Here is a 17,372-nt window from a genome sequence, read left to right as displayed (position 1 = left end):
GATAAGCGGACTATTCATTATTTCTCAATGGGCGGAATGCCTGCCTCTCCTCAAAACGCGGGGCAGACGGTTTCCAAACATTTTCTGTAAAAATCCGATTCGGTACGCGGCAAACATGTACACCGCACCGCCGACAGCGGCGCAGACAAAGACGACAATCGCCGCATGCACCTGGCCGCTTTGGTATGTTACAAAGAAACTGAGCAGCCATTGAGTCAGCTTGACCGCGACTCCCATCACGACGGACAGGACTGCGATTAAAATGACCCGTTTTATAAGTACCGTATACGAATAGCCCGCATGGCGCTTAATCATGATAAAACCGTACAGAAGAGAAGCGATATAACCGAGCGCCGTTGCCAAGATGGCCCCGTCTCCCTGAAACAGCTTGATCAGCGGCACGTTCAGCACCACTTTTATAATGACGCCGATGAAAAGGCTCACGACAGCAAATTTCTGCTTATTAATCCCTTGCAGGATCGCGGCGTTTACGGTAAACAGAGAAAACAGAATCGCGACAGGCGCGTACCAGAACAATATATCCTGTCCGATATCCGGGCGAAGACTTTCAGAGCCGTAGAAGAACGTATAGGCCGGACCCGATAACACGGACATCCCGACAACGGCGGGAATAACCAAAAACAGAATGATTTGCATCGTCTGGTTAATCTGCTGATTCAAAAGCTTATAATTCCTGCTCGTAAACGATTCAGTAATCGTCGGAATCAGCGTCAGACCGAAAGCGGTCGCCAGAGAAACCGGGATCATCACAAGCTTCGGCACATAAAGGGTGACAATCGCAAGCATGTCCTGGCTGATATCCTTATGGCCCGCCGCGATCATCGCTTTATTAAACGTATTCGTATCGATATATGAATACAAAGGAATCGCCAGTCCGACAAATACGTAAGGAGCGGCATAACTGAAAAGCTCAATGAACATTTTTTTATAACTTAAGTTCGCAGACGGGACGAGATTCGGCTTCATCGCCAGAAGATCGCCCTTCCGCTTATTCCAGTAAATATAAAGGACGACAAGCCCTCCGAATGATCCGATCAGCGCCGCGAAAGTCGCGTATCCGACTGCGATGACAAGGCCTCCGTTGATCACTCTTAAAATCAAATACGTTGCGCCCAATAAAAAGATGATCCGGGCAAGCTGCTCCACAACCTGTGAAACGGCTGTGGGCCCCATCATCTGATGACCTTGGAAAAAACCGCGCACAAGGCTCATAATCGGCACGACCAAAAGTGCCAGACTGACCATCCGGATGACATAAACGACGTGGTCAATCGTAAGTCCGTTGTTACTCGTGCCGCCGAGAGATGTTTCCGCAAAAAACGGCGCCGAAATATAAAGAATTGAAAAAGCGATCATCCCGGTTACGAGCATAACCGACATTCCCGCTCTCAGCATCCGCCTGCTCGTCTCATAGTCTCCTTTGGAGTTATATTTCGAGACAAATTTTGAAACCGCGGCGGGAAATCCCATCGTGGCAATGTTTAAAAACAGTGTATATTGATTATATCCGTATTGAAACAAAGCTCCGCCCGTCGCTCCGACCATCGCTCCGAACGGGATCAGATAAATCATCCCTAAAATCCGCGATATATAGGTGCCGAGCGTCAGCACGAACGTGCCCCTTAACAATTTGCTTGACATGTTTCCTCATCACCATTTTCTACGAAGATTCAACTTTTCTATTTTAACACAACTGGGCAATTAGACGGTAATAATTACAGCGGGAAACTTTTTGGGAAAGCTCTTAAAAACAAAATACGTTTAAGGAATCCCCTTCTTTCGCTATAATAGCAGGAAGCGGACATTTCCGCCTATTATACGTGAAAAAGAAAGTTGTTGATGAAATATGAAACATTATGACGTAATTGTAATCGGCGGCGGCCCGTCCGGTTTAATGGCTGCGATTGCGGCAGGCGAAGAAGGGGCGGACGTATTATTAATCGATAAAGGAAACAAGCTGGGACGGAAGCTGGCGATTTCCGGCGGCGGGCGCTGCAACGTGACCAACCGCCTCCCTGTTGAAGAAATCATTAAACACATCCCCGGCAACGGCCGCTTTTTATACAGCGCGTTTTCCGAATTTAATAATGAAGATATCATCGCCTTTTTTGAAAAACTCGGCATTCAGCTGAAAGAAGAAGACCACGGGCGCATGTTCCCGGTGACGGACAAAGCGCAAAGCGTTGTCGATGCGCTTTTGAACCGATTAAAACAACTGAATGTCACCATCCGCACAAATGAAAAAATCAAAGAGGTGCGGTACGAGAACGGCAGGACAGCGGGCATTACGACAAACAATGACGAACACATTAACGCAGACGCCGTCATTATCGCGGTCGGCGGAAAATCAGTCCCGCATACCGGCAGCACCGGAGACGGCTATGCATGGGCGGAAGCGGCCGGTCATACCGTGACCGAACTCTTTCCGACGGAAGTGCCGGTTACGTCGTCAGAACCGTTTATTAAACAAAAAACACTTCAGGGGCTGTCCCTTAGAAACGCGGCCGTCAGCGTCCTGAATAAAAAAGGCAAACCTATTGTCACACACGTGATGGACATGCTGTTTACCCATTTCGGCTTGTCAGGCCCCGCCATTCTCCGCTGCAGCCAGTTTGTCGTCAAAGAACTGAAAAAGCAGCCCGATGTCAAATTACGCATCGATCTGTTTCCCGGCATCAACGAGGAAGAGTTATTTCAAAAGATGCACAAGGAACTGAAAGACGCACCGAAAAAAGCGCTCAAAAACGCACTGAAGCCGTGGATGCAGGAACGGTATCTGCTTTTTCTTCTGGAACGGAACGGTCTTGATCCGCAGACAAGCTTTACGGAACTGCCGAAGGATCAATTCAGGGCTTTTGTCAAAGACTGCAAACAATTTACGGTTGCCGCTGACGGAACGCTTTCTTTGGACAAAGCGTTTGTCACAGGCGGAGGTGTTTCCGTAAAAGAGATTGAGCCGAAACAAATGGCGTCTAAAAAAATGGAAGGCTTATATTTTTGCGGAGAAATACTCGACATTCACGGTTATACCGGGGGCTACAATATCACTTCAGCCTTTGTCACGGGGCGTCTCGCCGGTTTGAATGCAGGACGTTTCTCACGCTCGCTGTAAATGGTTTAAAGCGCATTTACCTGAGCGTCCCCGTTGATAATTGACCAAAAACATGATACAGTTTTCTGCGTTTTGTTTCACCTGATTGAGGGAACAGGAAGAAAGGAATGATCTGCAATCGTGCGACCATACTAAAAAAATGGCGTATTGAAAAAAATAGTCAGAGGGTGAGAACGTTTGAAGAAGAACATCTCCAGTGTTTTTTGGATTGTGATTGTCATCACAGCAGCTGCGGTTTTATGGGGGGCCATTTCTCCTGACAGCCTGCAGCAAGTCACTGATACGGCACAAAAATTTATTACGGATTCTTTCGGCTGGTATTATCTGCTGGTCGTTTCTATATTTGTCGGTTTCTGTCTCTTTCTCATTGTGAGTCCGATCGGCACAATAAAACTCGGAAAACCCGGGGAAAAACCGGAATTCGGCTTATTATCATGGTTTGCCATGCTTTTCAGCGCGGGCATGGGAATCGGTTTGGTATTTTACGGGGCTGCGGAACCGATCAGCCATTACGCCATCAGCTCTCCCTCAGGTGAAACAGAAACACCCCAAGCATTTCGTGATGCGCTCCGGTACACGTTTTTCCACTGGGGGCTGCACGCTTGGGCCATCTATGCGGTCGTCGCTTTATGTATCGCTTATTTTCAATTCAGAAAAGACGCGCCCGGTTTGATCAGCAGCACTCTGACACCGCTTTTGGGCGATAAAGTAAACGGCCCGATCGGCAAAGCAATTGACTGTATCGCGGTGTTTGCGACCGTTGTCGGTGTGGCGACAAGCTTAGGGCTCGGAGCGACTCAGATCAACGGCGGTCTGCATTATTTATTCGGCATTCCGAAAACATTTTCCATTCAGCTTATCCTGATCGCTGTCGTGACCGTGTTATTTTTGATTTCTGCGTGGAGCGGAATCGGCAAAGGGATTAAATACTTAAGCAATACCAACATGGCGCTCGCGGGTATTTTAATGATCTTTATGCTCATTGCAGGCCCGACGGTGCTGATTATGAACTCATTTACCGATTCTATCGGCCAATACATCCAAAATATCGTGCAGATGAGCTTTCGCTTGTCTCCGAATGATCCCCAAAAACGCGAATGGATTAACAGCTGGACCATTTTCTATTGGGCCTGGTGGATATCCTGGTCGCCGTTTGTCGGCATTTTTATCGCCCGTGTATCAAGGGGCCGGACGATCCGGGAATTTTTAATCGGGGTGTTGGTGACACCTTGTATATTGGCTTTCTTATGGTTTGCGATTTTCGGTGTATCCGCGATGGATCTTCAGCAGAAAGGCGTATTCAATGTCGCGGGAATGTCAACGGATACGATGCTGTTCGGCGCACTCAGCCACTATCCGCTGACAATGGTGACATCCGTATTAACGCTTATTCTGATTGCTGTATTCTTTATTACATCAGCGGATTCAGCGACATTTGTGCTTGGAATGCAAACGTCTTACGGCTCTTTGGACCCGTCAAACCGGGTGAAAATCATCTGGGGCGTCATCCAGTCCGCCGTGGCAGCTGTATTATTATATTCCGGCGGTCTGGCCGCACTGCAAAATACGGCTATTCTCGCCGCGGTTCCGTTTTCAGTCGTGATCCTTCTGATGATCGTGTCTCTGTACAAGTCATTAGCGAGCGAAAGAAAAGGAATCAAACAAGCGGAGAAATACCAAAAACCGAGAAGTCCCCGCGTCAAAAAAGCATAATGCATAAAAAAGCCCGGTATTTCATCCGGGCTTTTTTATTTTCGGTATAAAATGAGAGCGGAAAAACAATAAAGCTGCTCACCTTCAGGATCACAGGCCGCCGCTACCGTATATTTAATATCAACGAGCTGTTCATCAGAAATCCCCTTTAAAAATGTATTGACTTCTGTCTGCAGATCCTTTTCATGCTCCTCATCAAAAACAGCTATCTTCAGCACATCACCCTCTCCTTTCTCTATCAATTTATTCCGGTTCAATTGAAATATGATAGAGAAAAACAGATTTTCTTTTTTACTGATTTTTACTAAAAGTAACCAAAAATAGTTATTGAAAACGCTTACTAATATATGATAATATCATTTTAATAATAACCAGGTCATTTCTGTTTAGTAAATATTTAGTAAAAAGGAGATGCGAAATGGTCCGTCTCAAAGATATTGCCTTACAGGCATCTGTATCCAGCGCGACAGTATCGAGAATTTTGAATAAGGATGACTCTTTGGCCGTGACTGATGAAACAAGAGAAAAAGTTCTGAGGATCGCCGATGAGCTGGGCTATCAGCCGTCGGCAAAAAAACGGAAGAACCGCAGCCGCAGCGATTCAGCGCCCCTGATCGGCGTTGTCAGCTGCCTGTCACCGGAAGAAGAACGGCAGGATCCTTATTTTTCAGCGATCCGAAAAGGCATTGAGGAAGAATGCTTTCGGCAAAAAGTTTTTATCACATCTTCTATCCATCTCGGTTCTTTTCAAGAGCATATGTTTCACGAACTGGACGGCGTGATCGTAATCGGCAGCCTGCAAGACGAGGCGCTTACGAATATCAGCGCCGCTTTCAGGCACGCGGTATTTGTTAACGGCACCCCCGATCCCGCCCGCTACGATTCCGTCAGCGTGGATTTTTATGCCGCAGCACAGAAGGCGATCGAACATCTTCTGTCGCTCGGTTATCAGCGGCTCGGTTATATCGGCGGCCGGGAGCGGGAGCATACCGTCATAGACGGTGTAAACAGCAATAAAACGATTGAGGATAAGCGTCTGACCGCTTTCTTACAAATGGCCGGCGCCGGGCCGGAGCATGTACTGATCGGCGAATACAGCATGCACGAAGGGTTCCGGCTGATGAATGAAGCCATCAAAGGCGGAAGTCTCCCCGATGCCTTTTTTATCGCAAGTGATTCGATGGCTGTCGGCGCTTTAAAAGCCTTGCAGGAAGCCGGCCTTCAAGTCCCGCGCGATACGGCAATTGTCAGCTTCAACGGAATTGATGAGGCAGAATACGCCAGCACGCCGTTATCAACGGTAAAAGTATACACGGAAGAGATGGGCCGGACGGGTGTCAAATTGCTTCTCGACCGTTTAAGCGGCAGAACCGTCCCGCTGGCCGTGACGCTCCCCACTTCATTGATTGTCAGACAAAGCTGCGGCTCACAAGAAAGGAGGTGACATGTCCCGCAGCGTTTATATCATATTTAAAGGAGGAAAAGATGAAACGCTTACTGGCTTTGTTTCTTTCTTTTACTTGCATGATACTTCCCGGCTGCTCGGCAGAACAGAGCGGCGCCGGAGAAAAGCAGAAAACATTGACAGTCTATTCCACAATATCCTCAGACAGCGAACGCGCCGTATTCAGAAAGTTGGCTGATTCATTCCAAAAAGAACATCCGGACATTCAAGTAAACGTTCATTTCCCAGGCAATGACTACGAAAATATGATGAGGGTCAGAATGGCAGCCGGTGACATGCCCGATCTTTTCGACACACACGGCTGGGCTAAAATCCGCTACGGAGAATATACCGCCGACCTCAGCGGCATGTCTTGGACGAAGCGGCTCGATCCGAATTTAAACAGCATGCTCAAAGACGCCAAAGGCAGAATATACGCCTTCCCTCTGAATCAGGCAAAGGACGGACTGGCCTACAACCGCACAATGTTGGAAAAATACAGAATCAAACCGCCGGAAACAATGGATGATTTTATGAAGGCACTGAGACAGATTAAAGAAAAAAGCGGCGGAACAGTCACCCCCTTCTGGTTTGCCGGCTATGAGAAAAGCTCATTTGCCCAATATTACGATCAATTCGCCGCACCGCTTCTCATCACAGATCCCGCACACCGTTACAAAAAACAGCTGTTAAACGGAACCTTCCGCTGGACACACTTCACCTATTTATCTGACAAACTGAAAGAGATGCAAAAGGAAAGCCTGCTCAATATAGATGCCGTGACGGCAAAACGGTCCCAGCTCATTGAACTGATGGCGCAAAACAAAATCGCCTTTACGCTGCAGGGCGGCACCCTCGGCCAAGACGTCGCTCAAATCAATCCGAAGGTAAAAGTCGGCATCATACCGACCCCGGCCGTCCACAAGGGAGACGCGCCGGTTTGGATCGGAGGCGAACGTTACACGCTGGCGGCATTCAAGGATTCCCCGCGGCTTGAAGAAGCGAAACAGTTCATCGCATTTATGGCCCGTCCCGAGCATGCGAAATCAATTGCCGAAGCGACCTCGCTTCCGGCCGGATTAGTGAATGTGCAAACGGACATTTTCTACGCAAATGACTATAAGCGCTATCAGCATATTAAGGTGCAGCCTTATTTTGACCGCCTTTATTTGCCGAACGGAATGTGGGATGTGATGGGGACAGCCGGGCAGGAGCTGACGGCCGATATCTTAACCCCCGCGGAAATTTCGGCGAAACTCGGCAGGGAATATAAGCGGCTCCGTCTTCAATCTGATTCACAAGGAGCTGACAAAGAATGAGTGATCTTGCAAGAGAAACCCAAGGATTTCAGCATCAAAAGCCGGTAAAACCCGCGTCACTGTGGTGGATGTACGTTCCCGCTCTTGCCACGGTTTTTATTTTCATGATTTTTCCCTTTGTCAAAGGCGCTTTTATCACATTCACAAACTGGAACGGCTTCTCACAGACGTATCAATGGGTGGGGGTCACTCAATATAAAAGGCTTTTTACAGATCCGGACACGTGGCTTATTGTGAAAAACACTTTGCTTTACGGCATCGGAAGCACTTTTTTTCAGAATATGCTCGGACTTTTATATGCGCTGCTTTTGAATCAGAGCTTAAAAATGAAGGCGCTCACAAGAACGATCGTCTACCTGCCCGTCATTATCAGTCCGCTGATTATGGGATACATTTGGTATTTTATTTTCTCATATGACGGGGGTGCGCTGAATGATGTACTGGGCGCACTGGGAATCGGTCCTGTCAACGCCTTGGCAAGCCCTGCGGCAAACCCGTGGATTATCGTCATGATTAACACGTATCAATACGCAGGCATTGCGATGATTGTATATTTGGCGGGGCTGCAAAGCATTCCGAAAGATTATTATGAAGCTGCAAAAATGGATGGCGCGGGAGGTCTTCAGCCGTTTTTCACCATCACCCTGCCATTATTGATGCCGGCTGTCACCATCAACATGGTCATCAATATCATCGGCGGGCTGAAGCTGTTTGATGTCATTTTCGCGCTGACCGCAGGCGGGCCGGGCAATTCCTCTCAATCGATGTCGACGTTTATGTATGATTTATATTTTAAACGGCAGGATGCGGGATATGCCGCCGCCCAAGGCGTATTTATGTCCGTCATTATTCTTGTCATCAGCTTTTCGGCTCTCGTGTATTTCAAGCGAAAGGAGACGGAAATGTCATGAAAACAGCCCGAATGCGGATTTTTACGCTGTTGGCCGCCGTTATCTCGTGCGTTCATATTGTCCCCTTTTATATTTTGCTGACCACGTCATTAAAAGCAAAAGGAGACTACAGTTCAAAATGGTCGCTGCCCTCCGCCTTTTCATTTCAGAATTTTCGTGAAGCATGGGAGCGTGCCTCTCTCGGGCAATCCTTTCTGAACACGATCATTATTACAGCCGTTTCCGCCGCCTTGCTAATTTTCATGGGTTCGCTTGCCGCATACCCGCTCGCTAGAAGAAATACAAAGCTGAACAAAATCGTCTTCGGCCTTTTGATTTCAATCATGATCATCCCGCCTTTGACTTCCATGGTTCCTTTATACAAAATGGTCGCTGATGCGGGGCTGGTCAATACGCATGCCGCAGCCATTCTCATTAATACGGCTGCATATATGCCGCTGACCGTTTTCTTATATTCAGGGTTTATCCGCTCTTCCATTCCGAAAGAACTTGAGGAAGCCGCCAGGATGGACGGCGCGGGATTGATCAGGACTTTTTATACAATCGTGTTTCCTTTGTTGAAACCGATTACCGCAACGGTCTGCATTATTTCCTGCGTGTTTATCTGGAACGATTACCAATTTGCGATTTTCTTTTTACAAGATCAAAAGGTGCAGACATTGACCGTGGCCATGGCGGGGTTCTTCGGCGAAAACGCGAACAATCTTCACTTAGTCGCCGCAGCCGCAATTATGGCGATGCTGCCGATGGTCGTATTGTTTTTGGCACTTCAAAAATATTTTATCTCAGGGCTGTCCTCCGGGGCGGTCAAAGGCTGAGAAGAAAAGGGAGGAATTTCTGTTGAAGAAAATTACGTTTATCGGAGCGGGGAGCACGATTTTCGCAAAAAATGTATTGGGGGACTGTTTACTGACTGAAGCATTAAACGGATTTGAATTCGCGCTTTATGATATTGACGCTGTACGGCTGAAAGAATCTCAGCTCATGCTGGAAAACATGAGAGACCGCTACAATCCGAGTATATCCATCATCTCCTACGATGACCGAAAACAGGCGCTTACACACGCCGGCTATGTGATAAACGCCATTCAGGTCGGAGGCTATAAACCCGCGACGGTCATTGACTTTGACATCCCGAAGCGGTACGGTCTCCGCCAGACGATTGCCGATACCGTCGGAATAGGCGGCATTTTCCGTTCCCTCCGCACCATCCCCGTTTTATTTGACATTGCAAAAGACATGGAAGAGGTCTGCCCGGATGCGTGGCTGTTAAACTATACAAATCCGATGGCCTCTCTGACCGGAGCGATGCTCAGACATACAAATGTCAAAACGGTCGGCCTGTGCCACAGCGTCCAGGTCTGTACCAAAGATCTGTTCGACTCACTCGGCATGGATCACGAAGGTACGGAAGAACGCATTGCCGGCATCAACCATATGGCTTGGCTTTTGGAGATTAAAAAAGACGGAATTGATTTATATCCGGAAATTAAAAGACGGGCACGCGAAAAACAAAAGACGAAACATAAGGACATGGTGCGGTTTGAGCTGATGGATAAATTCGGCTGCTACGTGACGGAATCATCTGAGCATAATGCCGAATATCATCCGTATTTTATAAAAAGCCGGTATCCGGAGCTGATAGATGAACTCCAAATTCCGCTTGATGAATATCCGAGGAGATGCGCGGAACAAATCAAAAACTGGGAAACGATGAGAGACGGGATCATCAACAACCAAAACCTGACGCATGAACGCTCGAAAGAATACGGTTCGAGAATTATAGAAGCGATGGAGACGGGCCGTCCGTTCACATTCGGCGGCAATGTGCTGAATACCGGGCTGATACCGAATCTGCCGGCGAAAGCGGTCGTTGAAGTGCCGTGCGCCGCCGTTAAAAACCAAATTATGCCGTGCTATTCCGGCGAACTTCCGGAGCAGCTCGCGGCGCTCAACAGAACAAACATCAACACACAGCTTTTAACCATCGAAGCGGCCGTTACATTAAAAAAGGAAGCCGTATATCAAGCGGCCATGCTTGATCCGCATACGAGCGCCGAGCTTTCCATGAATGACATCATCTCTTTGTGCGATGACTTATTTGAAGCGCACAAAGACCGGCTTCCGGCTTATCACTGATCATTCGCGATCCGGTCCCGGGCGGGCCGGACGCTTTTATATGTTCAGCACCAGTTTGACCGTCTGTAAGGTGTGTCCTTTAAAATCCTCTTCAAATTCACATACCCTTTGAAACCCTTTCGCTTGATAAAAGGATAAGGCGATGCGGTTCTCTTTTTCTGCATGGACATAAAGCTTTTTTACCCCGCCGGACTGCCTGATGCATTCTTTAAGAAGTGCCGTGCCTATCCCGCTTCCCTGGCAATCCGGATCAATATAGATGGCGGTCAGCTCCGTATTTCCGTCTTTTTGAACCGGGGTGGCATTTGCAAAACCGAGCACTCGCCCCTCTTCTTCCGCCACAAAGAACAAAGAATGCAAGAGCCGGCGTTCCATCATCTCATCCTGATAGGCGGATTCGAGAAACTGATCCTGAATGTGTCTGGGAATAATCCCTTCATACGTATGATGCCAGCTGCGTTCTGCGACTTGCCGGACCTGTTTGATATCGTTTGTTTTCATCGCGCGGATCATCGGTTTCACCTGATTCGCCTCCCGTTTTTTTATAAAAAAAGAAGAAAAAGACGCACGTCCCTTTTCTTCTTTCACTTCAAAGCGTTATTTCTTCGGCTTTGTTTCGCCTTCCCACTCCAGCATGCCGCCTTCAACATTAACTGTACGGAAGCCCTGCTCATGTAAATACATACAAACGTTCATGCTTCTTTTTCCGGAACGGCAGATAAATACATATTCCTTATCCTTGTCTAACGCATCCATCTTCTCAGGGATGTCCCCCATGCGGATATGAACGGCCTCCGGAATCATTCCTTCGGCAACTTCTTCGTCTTCTCTGACATCAATCAGATACAGCTCTTCTCCCGCTTTTAATTTTTCTTCCAGTGCGGCTGTGCTGATTTCATTTATTTTCAATGTGTGACACTCCCATTCATCTTTATGGTGTTAAGTATACCAAAGCCCGCGGTGCAATTTCTATGATAGAGGCCTGATAAAAAAGCCCCTCTCTGTAGGAGAGGGGCTTCGTCCGGTCAGTTTGCCACGATATTGACAAGCTTGCCCGGTACGGCAATAATTTTTCGGATCGTTTTTCCTTCAAGCTGCTCTTTTACTTTTTCGTCAGCTTGTGCGAGCTGTTCTAACGCTGCTTTATCAGCATCAGCCGGAACCATTAATTTCGCTTTTACTTTTCCGTTCAGCTGGACGACGATTTCCACTTCATCGTCCACCAGTTTTGATTCGTCATAAGCAGGCCAAGCCTCGTATGCAATCGAACCTTCGTGGCCGAGTTTTTCCCACAGTTCTTCCGCCAAATGCGGCGCAACAGGAGAAAGCAGCTTCACAAAACCTTCGATATATTCTCTCGGCAGTTCATTCGCTTTGTAAGCTTCATTAATGAACACCATCAGCTGAGAAATGCCCGTGTTAAAACGAAGGGCTTCGAAGTTTTCTGTCACTTTCATGACCGTTTCATGATAGACGCGCTCAAGAGTTTCGCCCGCGCCTTCTGTCACTTTACCCGTCAGTTCGCCGTTTTCCTCGATAAACAAACGCCATACGCGGTCAAGGAAGCGGCGCGCTCCGTCAAGGCCTGATTCAGACCAGGCGATAGATGCGTCAAGCGGCCCCATAAACATTTCGTACAGGCGAAGCGTATCTGCTCCGTGAGACGCCACAATTTCATCCGGATTGACGACGTTTCCGCGGGATTTACTCATTTTTTCATTGTTTTCCCCGAGAATCATCCCTTGGTTATACAGCTTTTGGAACGGTTCTTTCGTCGGCACGACACCGATATCATAGAGGAATTTATGCCAGAAACGAGCGTACAGAAGGTGAAGCACGGCATGCTCCGCTCCTCCGATGTAAATATCAACGGGCAACCATTTATCCAGTTTCTCAGGTGAAGCGAGCTGATCCGGATTTTTCGGGTCGATAAAGCGGAGGAAATACCAGCAGCTTCCCGCCCATTGCGGCATCGTGTTCGTTTCTCTTCTGCCTTTTCTGCCCGTTTCAGGATCAGTGACTTCCACCCACTCTTTAATGTTGGCAAGCGGTGATTCACCTGTTCCGCTCGGTTTGATCTCATCGGTTTTCGGCAGAATCAGCGGCAGCTCTTCCGCCGGAACGGCTGTTGACGTGCCGTCTTCCCAATGAATGACCGGAATCGGCTCGCCCCAATAGCGCTGGCGGCTGAACAGCCAATCACGCAGACGGTATGTCACTTTTTTCTCACCGTTTTTCGTTTCTTCAAGCCAGGCGATCATTTTTTCAATCGCTTCCGCTTTATTCAGTCCGTTCAGAAAGCCGGAATTGACATGTTCTCCGTCTCCCGTGTACGCTTCTTCTTCCGTGTTTCCGCCTTTTACGACTTCTTTGACAGGCAGGCTGAACACTTTGGCGAATTCAAAATCACGTTCGTCATGCGCCGGCACGGCCATTACAGCGCCCGTTCCGTAAGAGGCGAGGACATAATCCGCTATCCAGATCGGCAGCTTTTCCCCGTTTGCAGGGTTTACGGCATATGCACCTGTGAAGACGCCCGTTTTTGTTTTCGCAAGATCCGTCCGTTCCAGGTCACTTTTCGCCTGAACTTCTTTAACATAAGCGTCTACCGCTTCTTTTTGTTCAGGCGTCGTGATGGCCTCCACAAGCTCATGCTCAGGAGCCAGTACGGCATAAGCCGCGCCGAACAGCGTGTCCGGTCTTGTCGTAAACACCGTAAACGTGTCATCAGTGCCGTCGATCGCGAAATGCACGTTTGCGCCTTCTGAGCGTCCGATCCAGTTGCGCTGCATGTCTTTAATGCTTTCCGGCCAGTCAAGTTCTTCTAAATCTTCAAGAAGCCTGTCTGCATAAGCGGTGATTTTCAGCATCCATTGTCTCATCGGGCGGCGTTCAACCGGATGGCCGCCCCGCTCGCTTTTGCCGTCAATGACTTCTTCGTTCGCAAGCACCGTTCCGAGCGCCGGGCACCAGTTGACCGGCACTTCGTCTACGTATGCGAGCCCTTTTTCGTACAGCTTGGTGAAGATCCACTGCGTCCACTTGTAATAGTCCGGATCAGTCGTATTGATTTCACGATCCCAATCATAAGAAAATCCGAGTGATTGGATCTGGCGGCGGAAATTATCTATATTTTGTTTTGTGAACTCAGCCGGATCATTCCCCGTGTCAAGCGCGTATTGCTCGGCAGGAAGCCCGAACGCGTCCCATCCCATCGGATGAAGCACATTGTACCCTTGCATGCGTCTCATGCGAGAAAGGATATCGGTTGCCGTATAGCCTTCCGGATGTCCGACATGAAGGCCGGCTCCTGAAGGATACGGAAACATGTCAAGCGCGTAAAACTTCGGCTTGTCATTCTCTTCACTGACGGCGAACGTTTTATGATCCAACCAGTAATTCTGCCATTTCTTTTCTATTTTTTCGTGCTGAAAACTCAACGTAAAAACCTCCTTCTGATTGAATACGGCGTATGTAGTCCAAGTATTGACGGGATGAGGAAGATTATATTCAGATTATTCTAAAACTAAAAAAAACTCCCTCATCCCTAAAAGGGACGAGAGATTTTTGTTTCCCGCGGTACCACCCTCGTTAGCGCGGTTTTAAGCCGCACTCACTTGATACTTTTAACGCAGTTATGCGTCAGCGGTTTTGCCGCTGCAACTCTGAGGCGAGTTCGGAAACAGACTTGATTGACTTGCACCGGCCGTCAACTCTCTGAGTGCGAAATCTGCTTCTTACTGCTCCTCTTCACTGTTCTTATCGCTACCGTAATCTTACCTGTATTTTATAGAATTCTGTTCATAAGTGCAAGCAGGTTTGTATACAATGGGAATGTACCCGGAACGGGTCGTGAGCGGGGATATTATTTTGATGGAGGATTTTTTTGCTGGTGTGGTTTTGCTTCGGCCGAATCACTGTTTTGTTCTCTGACAAAATCAAAACTCCTGAGAACAGCTTCTCCGCCGTAGCCTGCGATTATGGATAAGATGACGAGTTGAATTCCTGAATCGGGGTCAGCGGATAAGACAAGTAAGATGGAAGCAGCCATTCCGATAAAACCATCTTCCAAAAAACCGAGATAGATAAACCGCTTTGTCATTCTGGGTTTCTCCAGCCTGCCTCTCTTTTTCACATGACCGAGAACCCCCATGATGCCTCCAATTACACAAGCAATTATTACCTGATGCAGCATCTTCATCACCTTCCTAAAGCCCTTATTTAGTAAAGCGACTTCAGGCCATCCAGCCCCCTTACGAATACGATGATTTTCGATATCTACATACCGGCGATTGAGCAGGAAAGTAAAAAGCTTGTTTCTTCCATTATATGTGAACACATGATCGGTAAGCTTGATGCATTAGATTCATTTTTCACCCAGTGACAATGACCTAGTCACTTACTTAGCGATGATGTGCCTTCCCCTTATATATTCAGTGTATATGAGGACAAGCCCGAATGACAAATTGCAAACTTCGGCTGCTTGAATCAGAACATATGTTATGCTACGGTTACTGTAGATTCATTTAAAAAGGGGAGAAACAACGGCTGAAAAAAGCGCGCAGCTTTACGGCCAAAAGGGGGTTTTACATGGCTGACTCAAATGTATCCGGAAAACTGGAGCAGCTGGAGCTTATCAAAAAGGCGCTTGATCACGCACGCATCGGCGTGGTGATTACAGACCCCTCTCTTGAGGACAATCCCATCATATATACAAATCAGGGATTTATGGATATGACAGGCTACGCTTCCGAAGAGATATTAGGTAAGAACTGCAGATTTCTGCAAAGCAAAGAAACCGACCGTCAACAAGTCGCGAAAATAAGAAAGAGCTTAAACCAGAAAGAAAAGATCACGGTGCGGCTGAAAAATGTCAAAAAAGACGGCACCCCGTTTTGGAATGAACTCAACATTGATCCTCTGTATGTTGAAGACAAGCTCTATTTTGTCGGTTTTCAAAAAGACATTACAGAGCAGAAAGAATACGAAAAGCTCCTGGAGGATTCCCTCACAGAAATCACGACGCTGTCAACACCGATTGTTCCGATCCGAAACGGCATCTCCGCCTTGCCGTTAGTGGGAAACTTAACGGAAGAACGATTTGATTCAATTGTGACAACTTTGACGGACATATTAACCGCATCTAAAGATGATTACTTAATTATAGACTTATCAGGTTTGGCCGAGGTAAACGAACAGACGGCAGACCAGATTTTCAAATTGCATCACCTGCTTAAATTAATCGGCACAGAACTGATTATCACCGGGATCAAGCCTTCCCTCGCCATGAGAATGAATCAGCTTGATGCCAGCTTTTCTTCATTAAAGACGTATTTAAACGTTAAGGACGCCGTCAACGTGCTTCCGGTCGTATAAACAAAAAAATCCCGCCGAAACAGCGGGATTTTTTATGTCGTCATCGCACTTGGATGTTTTGTTTATTAACGGTTTTCAGGCGTTTGTCGTACAGCACCGTCGCTGCGATGCTGACAACAAGAAGCACCATCAGGATCAACAGCAGCACGCTCATGCCGTACTGATCAACCAGCACGCCGCCAAGGAGCGGCCCGATCATTCTGCCGCCCGTCGCCGCACTGTTGACGAATCCTTGGTAAAACCCTTCTTTCCCCTTAGGCGCAAGCTGATTGGCAATGGTAGGAACGGCAGGCCAGACAAGCATTTCTCCGACGGTTAAAATCACCATTGCGGTGAGGTACATCGGAAATTGCTTGGCGCTAAGAAGCACGCCGAACGAAACGATAAAAATACAAAAGCCGATGACCATCTGCGTTTTTAACGCGCCGGACCATTTTTTCAGAACAGCTCCTATGAGAGGCTGTCCGGCGACAATTAATATTCCGTTTACGGTCCAGAGCACACTGTATAATGAAAGCGGCATACCGATGCTTTGAGTATGTGACGCAACGGTTGTGGACCACTGCGAATAGGCAATCCACCCGAGAACATACCCGCCGCTCAATATGAGAAGCGCCGTAAATTTCGTTCTGCTGCTGACAGGCTCGTAGTCCAGAACAGAAACCTGGCTCGCATTTCCGGTTTTGATATTTCGAAACCCGAAAAATACGATAAGGAAAAACAGCACATACAGCAAAGCATTGGCTAAAAACACGTACGTAAACGAGTACGCCGCAACCATCCCGCCGAGTGCCGAGCCCACGGCGACACCTGCGTTCTGAGCTACATAAATCGCATTAAAAGCTCTCCGCCCGCCTTCTTTCCATACCGCTCCCGCCATGGCGTAACTGGCCGGAAACACGATACCGGAACCGAAGCCGACAATGATGAGCAGCCAAATATAAACGGGCCATTGGTGAAACAGAACGAGTCCGAGAAGACTTGCCAATGTGATCATAATGCCCAGCATAATGGATTTGAATCCGCCGATTTTATCAAACAAAAATCCGCCGCATAAATTCCCCGCCACACTGGCCCCGGAATTCAGCATCAGAACAATCCCCGCAACAGTCAGCGATTTCCCTAAATGATTATGAATATAGATCGTATTCAGCGGCCACAAAAAAGATGCGCCCGTCACATTGATAAACATTCCGATGATTAATATCTTCAAAGCGCGCGGCATACCGATCCCCCTCTCTCTATAAAAAACCCCATGAAAAAACGGAAACCGCAAGCCGCGGCTCCGTATCGATCACGTTATCATAGCACATTCATTCTATCGCCGCGGACGTCTT

The 17,372-nt window shown here is 47.8% G+C and carries 15 protein-coding genes and 1 other annotated feature; of the genes, 8 read left to right on the top strand and 7 right to left on the bottom strand.

What is annotated here, in order from left to right:
- Positions 1–24: 24 nt before the first annotated feature.
- Positions 25–1,662 carry a putative polysaccharide biosynthesis protein gene (locus AC2CGA_RS12120; RefSeq protein ID WP_003152313.1) on the bottom strand — a complete coding sequence of 546 codons (1,638 nt, stop codon included), beginning with the start codon at positions 1,660–1,662 and terminating at the stop codon, positions 25–27.
- 205 nt (positions 1,663–1,867) lie between these two features.
- Between AC2CGA_RS12120 and AC2CGA_RS12115 the strand changes: the two genes are divergently transcribed.
- Both AC2CGA_RS12115 and opuD read left to right on the top strand, forming a co-directional pair.
- Positions 1,868–3,133, top strand: coding sequence for a BaiN/RdsA family NAD(P)/FAD-dependent oxidoreductase (locus AC2CGA_RS12115; RefSeq protein WP_003152311.1), 1,266 nt, complete (start codon positions 1,868–1,870; stop codon positions 3,131–3,133).
- Positions 3,134–3,310: 177 nt separating this feature from the next.
- Positions 3,311–4,846, top strand: a complete 1,536-nt coding sequence (gene opuD / locus AC2CGA_RS12110; RefSeq protein ID WP_003152310.1) for a glycine betaine transporter OpuD — start codon at positions 3,311–3,313, stop codon at positions 4,844–4,846.
- A 35-nt stretch (positions 4,847–4,881) separates the two neighbouring features.
- Here opuD and AC2CGA_RS12105 read toward each other — a convergent pair whose 3' ends face one another.
- On the bottom strand, positions 4,882–5,064 hold the full coding sequence (locus AC2CGA_RS12105) for a sporulation protein Cse60 (protein WP_003152309.1): 183 nt from the start codon (positions 5,062–5,064) through the stop codon (positions 4,882–4,884).
- A gap of 200 nt (positions 5,065–5,264) precedes the next feature.
- Here AC2CGA_RS12105 and AC2CGA_RS12100 point away from each other — a divergent pair, with 200 nt between their 5' ends.
- The 5 genes from AC2CGA_RS12100 to melA are packed head-to-tail and all read left to right on the top strand — an operon-like array spanning position 5,265 to position 10,659.
- Entirely contained in the window at positions 5,265–6,290 is a 1,026-nt protein-coding gene (locus tag AC2CGA_RS12100; protein ID WP_046559987.1) for a LacI family DNA-binding transcriptional regulator, read from the top strand.
- A gap of 41 nt (positions 6,291–6,331) precedes the next feature.
- Positions 6,332–7,609 carry an ABC transporter substrate-binding protein gene (locus AC2CGA_RS12095; protein ID WP_048368210.1) on the top strand — a complete coding sequence of 426 codons (1,278 nt, stop codon included), beginning with the start codon at positions 6,332–6,334 and terminating at the stop codon, positions 7,607–7,609.
- Entirely contained in the window at positions 7,606–8,520 is a 915-nt protein-coding gene (locus tag AC2CGA_RS12090; RefSeq protein WP_003152306.1) for a carbohydrate ABC transporter permease, read from the top strand. The genes AC2CGA_RS12095 and AC2CGA_RS12090 overlap by 4 nt, the downstream gene beginning before the upstream one ends.
- The gene (locus AC2CGA_RS12085) at positions 8,517–9,338 is read left to right on the top strand and encodes a carbohydrate ABC transporter permease (RefSeq protein ID WP_003152305.1); all 822 of its coding nucleotides are present in this window, start codon (positions 8,517–8,519) and stop codon (positions 9,336–9,338) included. The genes AC2CGA_RS12090 and AC2CGA_RS12085 overlap by 4 nt, the downstream gene beginning before the upstream one ends.
- 22 nt (positions 9,339–9,360) lie before the next feature.
- Positions 9,361–10,659, top strand: a complete 1,299-nt coding sequence (gene melA / locus AC2CGA_RS12080; protein ID WP_003152304.1) for an alpha-galactosidase MelA — start codon at positions 9,361–9,363, stop codon at positions 10,657–10,659.
- A 36-nt stretch (positions 10,660–10,695) separates the two neighbouring features.
- On the opposite strand, the gene AC2CGA_RS12075 is transcribed toward melA, so the two are convergent.
- The 4 genes from AC2CGA_RS12075 to AC2CGA_RS12060 form a co-directional block, all read right to left on the bottom strand.
- On the bottom strand, positions 10,696–11,172 hold the full coding sequence (locus tag AC2CGA_RS12075; protein WP_207625464.1) for a GNAT family N-acetyltransferase: 477 nt from the start codon (positions 11,170–11,172) through the stop codon (positions 10,696–10,698).
- 84 nt (positions 11,173–11,256) lie between these two features.
- A complete protein-coding gene (locus tag AC2CGA_RS12070) occupies positions 11,257–11,568 on the bottom strand; it encodes a rhodanese-like domain-containing protein (RefSeq protein WP_003152299.1) in 312 nt (103 codons plus the stop codon).
- Positions 11,569–11,684: 116 nt separating this feature from the next.
- Positions 11,685–14,099: a leucine--tRNA ligase gene (leuS, locus tag AC2CGA_RS12065; RefSeq protein ID WP_003152297.1), complete on the bottom strand. Its 2,415-nt coding sequence runs from the start codon at positions 14,097–14,099 to the stop codon at positions 11,685–11,687.
- Between the two features lie 109 nt (positions 14,100–14,208).
- Positions 14,209–14,422 (bottom strand) — a binding site (T-box leader).
- Between the two features lie 102 nt (positions 14,423–14,524).
- Positions 14,525–14,860 (bottom strand): DUF4257 domain-containing protein, encoded by a 336-nt coding sequence (locus AC2CGA_RS12060; protein ID WP_015418038.1) that lies wholly within the window; start codon positions 14,858–14,860, stop codon positions 14,525–14,527.
- A 389-nt stretch (positions 14,861–15,249) separates the two neighbouring features.
- Here AC2CGA_RS12060 and ytvA point away from each other — a divergent pair, with 389 nt between their 5' ends.
- A complete protein-coding gene (ytvA, locus tag AC2CGA_RS12055) occupies positions 15,250–16,035 on the top strand; it encodes a YtvA family blue-light photoreceptor (protein WP_003152294.1) in 786 nt (261 codons plus the stop codon).
- A 40-nt stretch (positions 16,036–16,075) separates the two neighbouring features.
- On the opposite strand, the gene AC2CGA_RS12050 is transcribed toward ytvA, so the two are convergent.
- On the bottom strand, positions 16,076–17,260 hold the full coding sequence (locus AC2CGA_RS12050; RefSeq protein WP_003152293.1) for an MDR family MFS transporter: 1,185 nt from the start codon (positions 17,258–17,260) through the stop codon (positions 16,076–16,078).
- Between the last annotated feature and the right edge of the window lie 112 nt (positions 17,261–17,372).

The sequence above is a fragment of the Bacillus sp. SYZHCR11 genome, from assembly GCF_057196865.1.
Note: the sequence above shows the minus strand (reverse complement) of the source record. Positions and strands in the feature narration are given on the sequence as shown.